The sequence below is a fragment of the Chryseobacterium sp. UYP7 genome, from assembly GCF_056279225.1.
The window spans coordinates 67,027-81,894 of sequence record NZ_JBWBQW010000005.1 but is presented as its reverse complement, the minus strand read 5'-3'; the positions used below and the strand labels follow the sequence as shown (position 1 = coordinate 81,894).

Annotated in this window: 16 protein-coding genes; 11 read left to right on the top strand and 5 right to left on the bottom strand. The window is 34.2% G+C overall.

What is annotated here, in order from left to right; genetic code table 11:
* Positions 1-57: 57 nt before the first annotated feature.
* The gene (tsf, locus tag ACZ9HT_RS11290) at positions 58-882 is read right to left on the bottom strand and encodes a translation elongation factor Ts (protein WP_476040597.1); all 825 of its coding nucleotides are present in this window, start codon (positions 880-882) and stop codon (positions 58-60) included.
* Between the two features lie 135 nt (positions 883-1,017).
* On the opposite strand from tsf, the gene ACZ9HT_RS11285 reads away from it, so the two are divergent.
* On the top strand, positions 1,018-1,596 hold the full coding sequence (locus tag ACZ9HT_RS11285; RefSeq protein ID WP_476040596.1) for a DUF6759 domain-containing protein: 579 nt from the start codon (positions 1,018-1,020) through the stop codon (positions 1,594-1,596).
* An 11-nt stretch (positions 1,597-1,607) separates the two neighbouring features.
* On the opposite strand, the gene ACZ9HT_RS11280 is transcribed toward ACZ9HT_RS11285, so the two are convergent.
* From ACZ9HT_RS11280 to ACZ9HT_RS11270, 3 genes are read right to left on the bottom strand one after another with little or no spacing between them, the layout of a single operon-like run.
* Positions 1,608-2,303, bottom strand: a complete 696-nt coding sequence (locus ACZ9HT_RS11280; protein ID WP_476040595.1) for a tRNA1(Val) (adenine(37)-N6)-methyltransferase — start codon at positions 2,301-2,303, stop codon at positions 1,608-1,610.
* Positions 2,304-2,337: 34 nt separating this feature from the next.
* Positions 2,338-3,792 (bottom strand): sensor histidine kinase, encoded by a 1,455-nt coding sequence (locus ACZ9HT_RS11275; protein ID WP_476040594.1) that lies wholly within the window; start codon positions 3,790-3,792, stop codon positions 2,338-2,340.
* Complete coding sequence (locus ACZ9HT_RS11270; RefSeq protein ID WP_476040593.1) at positions 3,779-4,375, bottom strand: riboflavin synthase; 597 nt, start codon at positions 4,373-4,375, stop codon at positions 3,779-3,781. The genes ACZ9HT_RS11275 and ACZ9HT_RS11270 overlap by 14 nt, the downstream gene beginning before the upstream one ends.
* A 109-nt stretch (positions 4,376-4,484) precedes the next feature.
* Between ACZ9HT_RS11270 and pdxA the strand changes: the two genes are divergently transcribed.
* The 7 genes from pdxA to ACZ9HT_RS11235 all read left to right on the top strand — a co-directional run bounded on the left by pdxA (position 4,485) and on the right by ACZ9HT_RS11235 (position 10,623).
* On the top strand, positions 4,485-5,576 hold the full coding sequence (gene pdxA, locus ACZ9HT_RS11265; RefSeq protein WP_476040592.1) for a 4-hydroxythreonine-4-phosphate dehydrogenase PdxA: 1,092 nt from the start codon (positions 4,485-4,487) through the stop codon (positions 5,574-5,576).
* An 86-nt stretch (positions 5,577-5,662) separates the two neighbouring features.
* Entirely contained in the window at positions 5,663-6,187 is a 525-nt protein-coding gene (locus ACZ9HT_RS11260) for a YceD family protein (RefSeq protein WP_476040591.1), read from the top strand.
* Positions 6,188-6,249: 62 nt separating this feature from the next.
* Positions 6,250-6,453 (top strand): 50S ribosomal protein L32, encoded by a 204-nt coding sequence (gene rpmF / locus ACZ9HT_RS11255; RefSeq protein WP_476040590.1) that lies wholly within the window; start codon positions 6,250-6,252, stop codon positions 6,451-6,453.
* A gap of 114 nt (positions 6,454-6,567) precedes the next feature.
* On the top strand, positions 6,568-7,053 hold the full coding sequence (gene accB, locus ACZ9HT_RS11250) for an acetyl-CoA carboxylase biotin carboxyl carrier protein (protein ID WP_476040589.1): 486 nt from the start codon (positions 6,568-6,570) through the stop codon (positions 7,051-7,053).
* Between the two features lie 90 nt (positions 7,054-7,143).
* Positions 7,144-8,496 carry an acetyl-CoA carboxylase biotin carboxylase subunit gene (accC, locus tag ACZ9HT_RS11245; protein ID WP_476040588.1) on the top strand — a complete coding sequence of 451 codons (1,353 nt, stop codon included), beginning with the start codon at positions 7,144-7,146 and terminating at the stop codon, positions 8,494-8,496.
* 83 nt (positions 8,497-8,579) lie between these two features.
* On the top strand, positions 8,580-9,860 hold the full coding sequence (rocD, locus tag ACZ9HT_RS11240; protein ID WP_476040587.1) for an ornithine--oxo-acid transaminase: 1,281 nt from the start codon (positions 8,580-8,582) through the stop codon (positions 9,858-9,860).
* A 7-nt stretch (positions 9,861-9,867) separates the two neighbouring features.
* Positions 9,868-10,623: a glycosyltransferase family 2 protein gene (locus ACZ9HT_RS11235; RefSeq protein WP_476040586.1), complete on the top strand. Its 756-nt coding sequence runs from the start codon at positions 9,868-9,870 to the stop codon at positions 10,621-10,623.
* Positions 10,624-10,765: 142 nt separating this feature from the next.
* Here the strand turns inward: ACZ9HT_RS11235 and ACZ9HT_RS11230 are convergent, their stop codons facing one another.
* A complete protein-coding gene (locus ACZ9HT_RS11230) occupies positions 10,766-11,635 on the bottom strand; it encodes a hypothetical protein (RefSeq protein ID WP_476040585.1) in 870 nt (289 codons plus the stop codon).
* A gap of 227 nt (positions 11,636-11,862) precedes the next feature.
* On the opposite strand from ACZ9HT_RS11230, the gene ACZ9HT_RS11225 reads away from it, so the two are divergent.
* Genes ACZ9HT_RS11225 through ACZ9HT_RS11215 form a run of 3 tightly spaced genes read left to right on the top strand, consistent with a single transcriptional unit; the run spans position 11,863 to position 14,864 of the window.
* Positions 11,863-12,831, top strand: a complete 969-nt coding sequence (locus ACZ9HT_RS11225) for a glycosyltransferase family 2 protein (protein WP_476040584.1) — start codon at positions 11,863-11,865, stop codon at positions 12,829-12,831.
* A complete protein-coding gene (locus ACZ9HT_RS11220; RefSeq protein ID WP_476040583.1) occupies positions 12,828-13,880 on the top strand; it encodes a glycosyltransferase family 2 protein in 1,053 nt (350 codons plus the stop codon). The genes ACZ9HT_RS11225 and ACZ9HT_RS11220 overlap by 4 nt, the downstream gene beginning before the upstream one ends.
* Complete coding sequence (locus ACZ9HT_RS11215) at positions 13,881-14,864, top strand: WaaS/CpsH family glycosyltransferase (protein WP_476040582.1); 984 nt, start codon at positions 13,881-13,883, stop codon at positions 14,862-14,864.
* Positions 14,865-14,868 lie beyond the last annotated feature (4 nt).

Here is a 14,868-nt window from a genome sequence, read left to right as displayed (position 1 = left end):
AAAAAAAATCTCTTTCTATAATTAGAAAGAGATGATCTTTTTTAAGTTTTTAGCGTATTAAGTAAGACTAACTCTTACAAAACCGATCACTTTTAAATCTCCGTTAACAGATTTTACGTAATCAGCAACCGAAGTACTTCCGTCTTTAATAAAAGCCTGGTGAACTAAAGTATTGTCTTTATAGAATTTCTGCATTTTACCTTTTAAGATATTATCAATAATGTTTGCAGGTTTTCCTTCTTTCGTTAGAATTTCTCTTTCAATGTCCAGTTCTCTGTCGATCGTTTCCTGAGAAATCATTGTTTCATCTAAAGCTAGTGGATTCATTGCAGCAACCTGCATAGAAACTGATTTTGCAACCTCAACAGCACCATCAACATTTGCAGAAAGGGAAGTGATCGCAGCAATTTTATTTCCGGCGTGAATGTAAGCTCCTAAGAATGGACCTTCAATTCTTTCGAAAGAACCGATTTCGATTTTTTCTCCAATTACACCTGTTTGCTCGATTAATTTTTCTGCAACTGTCATTCCGTGGAAATCAGATGCTAAAAATTCTTCTTTATTTGAATAAGCTACTGCCTGTTCAGCAAGTTCATGTGCTAATTCTACGAAACTGTCATTTTTTCCAACGAAATCTGTTTCACAATTTAAAGCGATGATCGCTCCCATGGTGTTATCTTCGTTTACTTTTGCAATTACAGCACCTTCAGCTGAGTCTCTGTCTGCTCTGTTAGCCGCAACTTTCTGACCTTTTTTTCTTAAATTCTCAATGGCTTTGTCGAAGTCTCCTTCTGCTTCAACCAAAGCTTTTTTGCAGTCCATCATTCCTGCGCCTGTAATGTTTCTTAATTTAGCTACATCTGCAGCAACCGGTGTATACATATTTTTATTTTTATATTAAATAATTACTTAATTTAGCATTATTTCAGCCGTGCAAAGATAATAAATTTCACACAAACTAAAAAGTAAGTTTTTGCGTTATTATTTAAATTTAAACTTTTAAAAACCACCTTGTTTATGAAGAAGTATCTTTATTTTTTTGCTCTTTTCATCTCAATTTCATCCTTTGCACAATCTAATTATACCGCTGCACAAGTTGAAAAAAGTACAGATCCTCAGGTTATTGCGAACTTTATAAAAAATAATCCCAATAATCCTAAAACTCCTGAATTCAAAAGGAAATTAATTGCGGTAATTAACAGCGGAAAATCATCTTCGCAACAGGCGAAAGTGGCAAAACCCAGTGTAAAAGCAATCAGCACATCCAAACTATCAACATCGATTAAAAGAGACGTGGCGAAAGACGGATCCAACGATAAGCATAAGCGAACAGCAGATTTGCTGAACCACCTTTTTAATACCGATCCAAGCAGCAGAACAGCTTATGTGCAAATCGTAAACAAATCGAAATGTAATTTGATTGTGAAAATTAGTGGCCGAAAGTTTTACAACCTGGATGTTCCAGCGAATAATCAGAATTTTCTTTTGGTTGATAAAGGAAGTTATACTTTAACAACTTCCGTTTGTGATGCAAAGTATTCCTCCACGAAAAACATTGGTAAAGATATTGTGGTTACGCTGAACGCCCCAAAATAGATCATTATTTCTTACTTTAAGAATTGATGAAAGTCTTTGGTGAGTTCCAGATATTCTTCGCTGTAAATCCTCGGAGATTTTTCTATTACAAATTCTGTCTCTAAAATGTTTCCCTTATTACGACTGAATTCAAAAATCCATCTTTTTGGTGCAGCGTTTTTAATTCCGAAAATTTTAATTTTTCCGGATGGAAATAGACCATTTTCAAGACACTTGCTTTCGAAATAGTTTCCGGACTCAAAAGGAATAATTACAGAAAGCAGTCCTTCTGATGAAAGCAGTCCTGCAGATTTTTGAATGAGATTTTCAAATGTCAGTTCGGTTTGCTGTCTGGCTACAATATCTTTGCTGGACGAATTTTCCGAGAAATACGGTGGGTTCGAAACGATTAAATCATATCGCTCCTCAGACGAACAATCTTTAAAATCTTGATGCTGAACATTTAGTTGTCTTTGAAAGGGTGAATTTGCAAAATTTTCCCTTGCGAGATCTACAGCTTCCTTGTTAAGATCAATAGCTAATATATCCGAAGTTGGATTTCTTTGCGCTACCATCATAGATATTAAACCAGTTCCTGTGCCGACTTCCAATATTCTAATCGCATTTTGAACAGTTGACAAAGCACCCAATAAAACGCCATCTGTTCCGACGCGAAAAACATCGGTGGACTGATTAATACTAAATTTTTTGAACTGAAAAGGCTTCATTAATGATGGAAATAGTCGGAATAGCGATTTTGATTTACAAATTATTTGGCAGTAAAATAGTAAAAGTTGAACCTTTACCAATTTCCGATTTCACAGAAATTTCTCCTTTATAATCTTCTACCATTTTTCGAACCATGGTTAAACCGAGGCCGGTTCCGCTGGTTTTCGACGTAAAATTCGGTTCAAAAATTCGGTCGTACAATTCTTCCGGAATTCCAACGCCATTATCTTCAACCGTGATGATAATCCGCTTTTGGCGCTGCTCTACATCAACGTTAATGATATTTTCGCGGTTCTCATCTCTGGCTTGTCTCGCATTTGCCACAAGATTGGTAATGATTCGGGACAAATAAATTTTGTCCATATCGATCATGATATTTTCGTGATTAGCATGAAAGTAGATTCGTTCATCGCTAAAAATATTGGTGATGTTTTTAATTTCTTTATTTAGATTGAAAACTTCGTTATTTTTTTCCGGCAACTGTGCAAATTGAGAAAAAGCGCTTGCCACTTTTGCGACCAGATCGATTTGATCCACAACGGTCTTGCTTAAATGTTTCACTTTTTCACAAATGTCAGGATCATTAGGATCAAATTTCCGTTCGAAATTTTGAATGGTCAGCTTCATTGGTGTTAAAGGATTTTTAACCTCGTGGGCAACCTGCTTTGCCATTTCGCGCCACGCTTCCTCTTTTTCTTTGAAACTCAAGCGTTCTTTCTGCTCTTTGATCTGCAGGATCATTTTGTTGTACGCTTTTACGAGCTGACTGAGTTCATCATTTTGATAATAGCGAATCGCCTGCGGATCCTTTTCGAAAAGGGTAACTCTGTTAATTAAGTCGGAGAATTTGGTAACTGCTTTTGTCAAATTATTTGAGATGATCCAGCTCAGCCAAACTGCAAACGCAATGATAAATAAATTAACGATGACGATGTAATTCACATATTTATTAAAGACATTGAAATAGGAACCGTCATTATGATAAAAGGGGAAATAAACAATCGCAATCGGTTCTAACATGTTGTTTTTCAGTACTGTGTAAGAGGATGTTACATTAGAATCTGTCTTTTTATCATAATTTTGAATATCAACTCTTTTGTCGCTTTTCAAGACTTGATTTACAATTCCGAGTGGGATCTTTTTCTCTGCGATCAGATTGCTGTCTTTATTAGAAATTAAAAGCTTTCCGTTTAAATCGTAAATAATAATATCCTGATTATTAATATCGGCGATTTCGAATATGTCGTTACTAAGAATAGTGGGTAAATCAGCAGTTTCAACCTGGGTATGACTTACGCCATAATCAAGCGCAGACATCAAAGATTCTGATTTTTTCTGAAGATCGGTGCGGCTTTGTTCGACCGCATTATTTTTTAAGATATAAAAAGAGAGAATAGAAGAGCCTAAAATACTAAGCAAACAAATCAGCAGAAAACCGCCGAAAACCTTATTTCTTAAGCTATAACCTTTGTATTTAGAGAACGGCATTTTTTTTCATCAGTTTCGTTACATATTTACCAATAATGTCGAATTCTAAATTAACCATATTTCCAATTTTAAGGTCTTTCATATTAGTGAATTCCCAAGTGTAAGGTATAATTGCTACAGAAAATTCTCCAGCGCCGCTTGCAGCAACCGTTAAACTAATTCCATTAACTGTTATTGAACCTTGCGCTACGGTAGTAAAATCATCTGTTTCATCGTATTGAATGGTGATGAAAAAGCTCCCATCTTTATCTTCAATATTTTTTACAGTTCCGGTTTTATCGACATGCCCCTGAACAATGTGTCCATCGAGTCTACCATCGAACTTCAAACAACGTTCCAAATTCACTTCAGTTCCAACATTCCACTCACTTAAGTTGGTTTTTTCTAAAGTTTCTGCAATTGCAGTAACGCGGTATTGATCGCCGGAAATTTCCACAACAGTTAAACAACAACCATTGTGAGCCAAACTTTGGTCAATTTTTAACTCTTGAGTAAAGGGGCAGATTAAAGTGATATTAATGTTTTCTGCCTGTTTTTCAATTTTTTGAATTGTAGCCGTAGCTTCGATAATACCTGTGAACATAAAAGGAATATTTACTGTTGAAATGTTAAGTTTAGAAATAAAACGAGATAGTTATTTCTAATTTCCTAAATTTGTGAAATTCTATTAATTTTTTCAAAGATAATTAAAAATGAGTCCGAAACAGCACAAAATAAAAGTGGGTATTTCTATAGGCGATTTCAATGGCATTGGTCCGGAAATCATCATGAAATCTCTAAAAGATAAAGCAATTACCGATTTTTTTACACCGATTATTTTTGGTTCCGGAAAGTTATTTACTTATCAGAAAAATATTTTCAAACTGAACCATAATTTTCATTACATCACCGAAACTTCTCAGGCGCAGGTTGATAAGATTAATATGGTGAATCTTTGGAAAGATAATGTAAATGTTGATTTAGGGAAGCCAACTGAAGAATCTACGAAAATGGCGATCGAATCATTAGAAGCTGCGACCAATGCTTTGATGAATGGTGAAATTGACGTTCTCGTAACGGCGCCCATCAATAAAGAAGAGATGATGAAACATGGTTTTGCGCATGCAGGACACACCGGCTATTTAGAAGAGAAGTTTGGTAAAAAAGGATTAATGTTTTTAGTGACTGAAGATCTGAAGGTTGCTGTTTCTACACATCATATCCCAATTGTACAGGTCGCAGAAAATATTTCGAAGGAAAAAATAAAAAAGCAAATCAAAATGCTCAACCAGTGTTTGATTGAAGATTTTCAGGTAGAAAGACCAAAAATCGCAGTTTTAGGATTAAATCCACATGCGGGCGACGGCGGTGCAATTGGTAATGAAGAAATTGAAATCATCGAACCAGCGATCCGCGAACTTTTTGATAATGGAATTTTAGCTTTTGGACCATTTCCCGCAGACAGCTATTTTCAACCTAATAAGTATAAGAACTTTGACGCTGTTTTGGCGATGTATCACGATCAGGGCTTAGCGCCTTTTAAAACACTGGCTTATGAAGAAGGCGTAAATTACACGGCGGGATTGCCTTTTATCAGAACATCTCCGGATCACGGGGTTGCCTATGATATTGCAGGACAAAATATTGCCGATGAACAAAGTTTTAGTGAAGCTATTTTCATGGCGATTAAAATCTATAAGAACAGACAGGAATATAATGACTTAATGACCAATAGAATGCAACCTCGCAGAAGTGGAGTTGGACACGGCGTTGACGAAGATCTACCCAGAGATCGACACCACTAAATAATGGCAAATATTATTTCTCTGATATTTGTTTAAGAAATTATTTGTAATATTAAAAAATTTGCATATTTTTGCACACTCATTTTATGGACAGACTAAGAAACTACGACATCGTGTTTTCGGGACTGAAAAACGGTAAACACGAATTCAAATTTGAGATAGATAAGAAGTTCTTTCAACTTTTCGAAACGGAACAGGAATTTACAGAACCACAGATCGTTGCTGATGTTTTAATGGAAAAACACACGACTTTCTTAGAATTTTGGATGAAGACAGAAGGCACTGTTAATTTAGTTTGTGATATTACAAACGACAACTTTCATCATCCTTTAGAAAACGAAATGAAGGTTTTAGTGAAATTCGGGGAAGAATACGATGACAGCGAAATTGATGTTATTACAATTTCAGCTAAAGATCACGCGTTCAATATAGCGCAGTTGATCTATGAAAATGTAATGTTATCGATCCCGATGAAAAAAGTTTCTCCCAATATTTCTGAAGAAGATTTAGAAATATTAGAAAAATTTTGCCCGAAAGAAGAAATAGTAGAAGAACCGACAAGCGACCCGAGATGGGAAGCACTTAAGAATTTAAAAGATAATAATAAATAGTTTAAAATGATGAGAATTGAGCAATCAACGTCTCATCGCTCATCAAATTAAAAATATAAGAAATGGCACATCCTAAAAGAAGACAATCCTCAACAAGAAGAGATAAAAGAAGAACGCATTACAAGGCAGAAGTTCCTCAATTAGCAAAAGATGCAACATCAGGTGAAATGCACTTGTACCACAGAGCACACTGGTCTGAAGGAAAAATGTACTACAGAGGTAAGGTAGTAATGGAAAAAACAGTAGAAACTACAGAAGAGATTTAAGCGTAAAACTTAATAAAACTTCAATTTTATATCAAAACCACTCGATTTTTTGAATTTTGAGTGGTTTTTTGTTGTTTTTTATTATCTTTGGCATACTAAACAAAAACCAATTATATGGACATTAAAGACATCCAAAATCTAATAAAATTTGTGTCTAAAGCGGAAGTTTCCGAAGTAAAATACAAAACGAAAGATTTCGAAATTACTATTAAAACCCCGCTTGGAGGGAACGAAATGACCTACATGCAACAGCCGCCTGTTTATCATTCTGCTCCACAGCAGCAAAATTTATCTGCACCGGCTCCCGCTGCAACTTCTTCTGATTCACCTGCTGCAGAAAATACTTCTGACGAAAGTAAATTTATTACGATTAAATCTCCGATGATTGGAACGTTTTACAGAAAACCTTCGCCAGACAAAGATGTTTTTGTTAATGTTGGCGACGAGGTTTCTAACGGTAAAGTGGTTTGCGTAATCGAAGCAATGAAATTATTCAACCAGATCGAATCTGAAATTTCCGGAAAAATCGTGAAAATTCTGGTAGACGATATGACGCCGGTAGAATACGATCAACCTTTATTCTTAGTAGATCCTTCTTAAGAAATTTTAAATTATAAATTATAGATTTTAAGTGGAAACGCATTTAAAATAATTTAAAATTCAGAATTTAAAATTTAAAATATCAAAAAGATGTTCAAAAAAATATTAATAGCCAACCGTGGCGAAATTGCAATGCGGATTCTACGAACCTGCAAAGAAATGGGAATTAAAACGGTTGCGGTTTATTCTACGGCAGATAAAGACAGTCTTCATGTTCGTTTTGCGGATGAAGCGGTTTGTATTGGTCCGCCGGCAAGTAAAGATTCTTACCTTAAAATTTCTAATATCATTGCAGCTGCAGAAATTACGAACGCCGATGCTATTCATCCGGGATATGGATTTTTATCAGAAAATTCTAATTTCTCCCGGATCTGTCAGGAAAACGGAATTAAATTTATTGGCGCAACTCCGGATCAAATCGATCGAATGGGCGATAAAGCCAACGCTAAAGCGACGATGAAAGAAGCCGGCGTTCCTTGTGTTCCCGGTTCTGAAGGTTTAATTGATGGTTACGAACAAGCTGCAATTCTAGCTGAAGAAATGGGTTATCCCGTGATGATCAAGGCAACTGCAGGTGGTGGTGGAAAAGGAATGCGTGCTGTCTGGAAAGCCGAAGATCTTCACGAACACTGGGATTCTGCAGTGCAGGAGGCAACCGCTGCTTTCGGTAACGGTGGAATGTACATGGAAAAACTAATTCAGGAACCCCGACATATCGAAATTCAGGTTGCAGGCGATCAATACGGTAGAGCATGTCATCTTTCCGAAAGAGATTGTTCTGTACAACGTAGAAATCAAAAATTAACGGAGGAAACTCCTTCTCCTTTTATGACCGATGATCTTCGAAAAAGAATGGGCGACGCTGCGGTTAAAGCTGCAGAATATATCGCTTATGAAGGGGTTGGAACGATTGAGTTTTTGGTTGACAAGGATCGTAATTTCTATTTTATGGAAATGAATACCAGGATTCAGGTCGAACATCCAATTACAGAACAGGTTGTTGATTACGATTTAATTCGGGAGCAGATTCTATTAGCTTCCGGAACAGCGATTTCCGGAATTAATTATTTGCCGAAACTTCATTCCATTGAATGTAGAATTAACGCAGAGGATCCTTACAACGATTTCCGACCTTCTCCGGGTAAAATTACAGAATTGAATATTCCTGGTGGACACGGAATTCGTGTTGATACTCATGTTTATTCAGGGTACACGATTCCTTCCAATTACGATTCTATGATCGCTAAGCTAATTACAACGGCTCAAACTCGCGATGAAGCAATCGCAAAAATGAAACGTGCCTTAGAAGAATTTTATGTTGAAGGCGTAAAAACAACAATTCCTTTCCACAGACAGTTGATGGAAAATGAAGATTACCTCGCCGGAAATTACACTACAAAATTTATGGAGGATTTTGTAATGGACAAAAAATTCGACAATTAAATCTGTTTTTTTAAATATTACTGCCTCTTTTGAGGCAGTTTTTGTTTCAATTATTATCATTAAATTTGCAAAAAGTAAAAGATATGTCAGCAGTTACGCAACAAAAAGATTCTCAGTATTACATTGATTTAGAAAATGAACATGGCGCTCACAACTATCATCCGCTTCCTGTGGTTTTAGATAAAGGCGAAGGAGTTTACGTGTGGGATGTTGAAGGGAAAAGATATTACGATTTTCTCTCCTCTTATTCCGCCGTGAATCAGGGCCATTCTCATCCAAAAATCGTGGATGCATTAATCGCTCAGGCGAAGACTTTGGCTTTAACTTCACGTGCTTTTTATAATAATGTATTAGGTCCTTACGAGAAATATGTTACCGAATATTTTAGGTTTGATAAAGTCTTGCCAATGAATACTGGTGCCGAAGCTGTAGAAACAGCTATTAAATTATGTCGTAAATGGGCATATGAAAAAAACGGTGTTGCAGAAAATGAAGCTGTAATTGTTGTTTGCAAAGGAAATTTTCATGGTAGAACAACGACCATTATTTCTTTTTCTGATGATGACAACGCTCGTGATAATTTTGGTCCTTATACAGGTGGATTTATCAGTATTCCTTACAATGATATCAACGCTTTGGAAGAAGTTGCGAAAGATAAAAACGTTATTGGATTTTTGGTAGAACCTATTCAGGGTGAAGCTGGAGTTTATACGCCAGATGAAGATTTTATTGCAAAAGCACAAGCTGTTTGTCATGCAAATGGAATGTTATTTATCGCAGACGAAGTTCAAACGGGAATTGCCCGTACCGGAAGTTTATTAGCAGTTTGCGGTAATTGTTCATGCGAAAATCAATGTGAGCAACAACCTACTTACACCAAACCAGATATCTTAATTTTAGGTAAAGCTCTTTCAGGAGGTGCTTATCCGGTTTCTGCGGTATTAGCAGATAATGAAATCATGGAGGTCATTAAACCAGGTCAGCATGGTTCTACGTTTGGTGGTAATCCTATCGCTGCGAAAGTTGCGATGGCTGCTTTGGATGTAGTTTCTGAGGAGCATTTAATTCAAAATGCACGCAGATTGGGAGATATTTTCCGTCAGGAAATGAACCGAATTATTGAAAAATCAGATTTAATAGTCAAAGTTCGTGGGAAAGGTTTATTAAACGCAATCATCATCAACGATTCACCGGAAAGCGAAACTGCCTGGAATCTATGTGTACAGTTAAAAGAAAATGGATTGCTTGCAAAACCTACTCATGGGAATATTATTCGTCTCGCGCCACCTTTGGTAATTACCGAGGAGCAAATGGCTGAATGTGTTGCCATTATTGAGAAAACGATTATGGGATTCAAGAAATAATATAATTTTGGAACTGAAAGAAAAAGTCAGTGGTCTGATCATCACCTTTAATGAAGAAAAAAATATTCGGGAAGTTCTTGATGATTTTTCTATTTGTGATGAAATTATCGTCGTTGATTCTTTCAGTTCTGATCGAACAGTTACCATCGCTAAAGAAAACCCAAAGGTTAAAATCATTGAACATGCATTTGATGATTTTACTAAACAGAGAAATATAGCCTTGGATGCTGCTAAGAATGACTGGGTTCTTTTCTTAGATGGTGATGAAAGAATAACGCCTGAACTTCGACGGGAGATTATTGCAGAACTGAATAAGTCTGATAAAAAAGATGCTTATTATTTCTATCGCAAATTTTATTTCGCTGGAAAACCGATTCACTTTTCAGGAACACAAAACGATAAGAATTTTCGACTTTTCCGACGAAGTAAATGCAGATATATCGCAGAAAAAAAAGTTCATGAAACGCTTCAGGTAAAAGGTACAATCGGAATTCTTAAAAATAAATTAAGTCATTATTCTTTTGAGAATTATGAACAATTCAAAATGAAAATGCGCTATTATGGTTTATTAAAAGGAAGTGAACTTCGTGATAAAGGAAAAAAATATTCAGTTTTTACGCATTGGGGAAAAGTTGCATTAAATTTCGTGAAAACTTATTTTTTAAAGTTGGGCTTTTTAGACGGAATTGACGGACTGAAAATAAGTTACCTACAAAGTCTTTATGTTAATGAGACCTACAGAAGTTTAAAAAATAATAAGTGAGCAGTATTTAAAAATGATCGAAAGAAATTTCGTTCATTTTTTTATTTAGAGTTAATCATTAAAAATGTATTTGTTGGGAATTGAATCTAAATATTAAATTCCAATTAATTAGTTGAATTACTGTTTTTTACAGATAAAGATTTTATTTTTTTAAGTAAACAGATTTTTTGTTCTGAAAAAATCGGTCAACAAATTGTTTTAATCTTCTCTGAGTATTGGAGTCTTTTACCCGAATTGCGTTTTGTGTAAGATCCATTTCCTTTACGTGTTCGATAATTTCATCAAAAGAATAATTTTTCATAAAACATTCTTTCAGGAATCGATCAATAATTTTGTTCCATTGTTTTTTATTTCCCCAATAATGTCCCACTAAATCATCCGCAGATTTCAGGGCTGAATATTTGTTAAGACCCAAAGAGAAAGCAAACTGCTCTATAAGTCGTCGGGTTACGTCATCTGCACACATCGCATCATTAATTTTTAAAGTTGACTCAAGACATTCGAGATGTTTGTTAGAAATCCCAATCAGTCCTGCATTCCACATTGCAGAACTTCCATCTATTTTAGTATCATGATAGGTTTTGCCTTTCATTTGTCGCCACATCAACTTTTCGGTTTTCGAAGAAAGTGCGGAAAGTTTTCCTTCTTCAAGATGCATATAATTCTGCCCATTTTTAAGGCCAGTACGCATCGCATCTACATTTTTATAAAAGAAAGTGTCGCCGTCTAAATAGACAATGGACTCCAAAGGATATTTTTTGGCGACCAGCTGAAGAGCTTTAATTTTCACCCGCCAGAAAAAATGGTATTTTCCTTCCCATTCTTTTACATCATCGCTGTTGATAGGGATAACTTCTACATGATCTATTAAAGAGCTGAACAAAGAAGGATTCTCTGCGATAACTATAATTCTATCTTCATTATTTTTATAAGCGCAGAAGGTATAAATTGAAAAATAAACCTGCTGATAGTGATCCATATTATTGCCAAATAGTAGGTATACAACATTCATGTTAGTGAAATTATTTATTAAAAGCCTGTGGTAGTATGCTAAATTATTTTTATATCGTTCAAATTTAGAACAAAACAATGGGTTTTTAAGAATTTGTTTGTTTTGATATTTTCAATTAAATTGCAGAATAAATATCCGCAAAGCATCGCTGTCTTTTAGAGACTTTCTTTTTACTCAAAAAATATCAAGGATGGTCTTTCGCTCTGATGTAGACAGTTGCAACTCTTATGAATAATTTTCCATTAATAAGTCTGATCATTCCTTGTTATAACGCCGAGCAAACGTTAGAGAAATGTCTTATTTCGGTGAGTCAACAATCTTACCTTAATTTAGAAATACTTATCGTTGATGATGGCTCCACCGATGGAACTGCAAATATCTGCGAAGAATTTCAGCGTAAAGATGAACGTATAAAACTTTTCAAACAGCAAAATTTAGGTGTTTCGAAAGCGAGAAATAAAGGTATTAAAGTCGCTGCAGGAGAATACATTTGTTTCGTAGATTCCGATGATTGGGTTGAAAATGATTATTGTTCAGTTCTTTATAATTTACTGTTTACCGAAAATGCTGATATTGCCATTATTGAAGCATCTTATGAAGATGAAAACGGAAAGGTTGTTTTTAACAAACCGATTTCGAAGGATAAAGTGTATGATGGAAGAAGAGCTTTAATCCTATTGTTGGAGGACGAAGTGATACAAAGTCATCCCTGGGGGAAATTATACAAAGCCAATTTTTTAAAAGATGTAAGTTTTCCTGAAAACTTGAAATGTTTTGAAGATTATTCAACACTTTTCAAGATTTTTGATAAGGCCGTAAAGGTTGCTAGATCTGATGAAAAACTTTATCATTACATTCAACATGAAGACAGTCTTTCTCACAATCTTTCGCCGGCAACTGCTTATTATTTCTATTTAGCGATCATGGAGGTCTTCACCTTTTGGCAAAACACAACACAGGTCAACAATCAGGAAAGTATCACAAAAAATATTATTAGGAAACTTTTGATGGTACTTAAACGTATCATTCGAAATACGACCAAAGAAGAAATGCAGCCTCAGAAAGAACAAATTAGGCAATCATTTAAATCTTTTCTTAAATATTCAGTTAAAGAAATAGGTGTAGAATATTATTTTTATATAAGATTATACTACTATTATCCAAGTCTATATGCGAAACTAGTTTCAAAAAAATGATAAAAAAACCTCTTGTCTCTATTATTATCCCTTGTTATAATGTGGAGAAATATCTTGAAGCTTGTATCAATTCTGTTTTATTACAAGATTATGAAAATTGGGAATGTCTTTTAATTAATGATGGCAGTAAGGACAATACCTTAGAGATAATACAACGTTTTAGCTCAAAAGAAATTAGAGTTCGTGTTTTCACACAAGAGAATTTGGGTCTATCTACTACTAGAAATAGAGGAATAGATAATGCAAACGGAGAATTTTTATTTTTTTTAGATTCGGATGATATTTTGAGCAATAATGCAATAAGCACTTTGGTTGCGTCATTTAAAAATAATGATATAATTACTGGTATTACTACTTGTTCAGCATTTTCTAAGGATAATATGATCAAAGGAGCAATATTAATTCATCCGAAAGAAGACACGATCACATTTCAAAACAATCATTTTGAAGTTTTACGCAGAACCATGGAATCCGGCCTTACTCCTGTGGCGCAAAATAGATTGTATAGAAAAAGTTTTATTGATGAAAATAAGCTTCGTTTCAAATCGGGTATTTTACATGAAGACGAACTGTGGTTTTTTGAAACAATGCTTTTAGCTAAAAATGTAAAGTTTATAAATAACGAAACGTATATTTACAGAATTGACAACCATGATTCTATCACAAAAAATGTAAGTGACCGAAATTTAGAATCCTATATTCAAGTGATGGAGGAAATTATTAAAAAATATTCTAAGCACGGCCGCTTTAATATTATTGCAAGTTGGTATGCGGTTTATATAAAAAAAATATTTCTTGATTTTGCTATTAGAGATCGATCTAAATTAAGCAACGAAGTCATTTTGAAATTAGAGTCAGCTTTAAAGAACAGTTACATCGCTTTAGGGAAAGAGCGTGTGTTATCCAAAAACAATGAACTCTATTACAAAACGATTAATAAATTGTCTTTGCAAGACTTTAGTATTATTCAAAAATATTTCTTTCGAAACCCGGTGAATAGTCTTAGAAAAATTAAAAACGTCCTCACAATTTCCTATTTCTTAAAATAAATGGTAACTCCTAAAACTTTTCTATTGATAATGCCCGAATATTCAGATTTCCCAGATCTTTTTATGAAAAATCTGAAAAAATCTGGATTTCAACCTTCCATAATTACCGATAAACTCCCTGATTTTAAATATCGAGGAAATGAAAGGTTACTGAATTTTTTTAAAAAAACTTTTTTAAAAGATAAAAACTTTAAAAAAAAACTTGTTGCCCAATCTAAACAAAAAGAATTTTTAAAGATCGCAAATAAGTTGACGGAAAATTATGACTATATTTTAGTTATTCGTCCTGATCAGTTTCCAATTTCTTTTATTGAAAAGTTAAAAATGAAAACTTCCAAATTAATTGGTTACCAATGGGATGGGATCGAGAAATTCCCTGAAGTAAAGAATTATTTTTCTCTTTTTGATTCTTTTTTTTGTTTTGAAGAGGTAAAGGATGTTGTAAATGTAAAGAAAATAACCAATTTTTACTTTGATTTCGATAATTTCAAATCATTACAATCGATACAAAAAAACACCGCTCCGATCTTCTATTTTGTCGGTTTAGATTGGGAGAATAGAAGAAATAAGATTAATAAATTTGTTCAGTTTGCTCTTGAAAATAATATTTTACTCAATTTTTATTTACAAGAATTTGATAAAAATGAAGATAAAAATCCGAACATAAAATATATCAAAAATCGGATAAGTTTTGCTGAAAACCTGGAGTTGGTTAAGAAATCAGATATTATTTTGGATTTTGTAGATCCTCGACACGCTGGATTGTCTATTCGTTTTTTTGAAGGAATGTATTATAAGAAAAAGATTATTACCGATAATTTGATGGTGAAAAATTACGATTTTTATCACCCGAACAATATTTTTATTTTAGATAATAATTATGAGAATGTTGGAGATTTTCTGAAGGTTCCTTATTATGAAACTCCTCTTGAAGTTATTAAATATTACTCTTTTGAAAGTTGGATAAAAAGGATAATACAATAGCTTT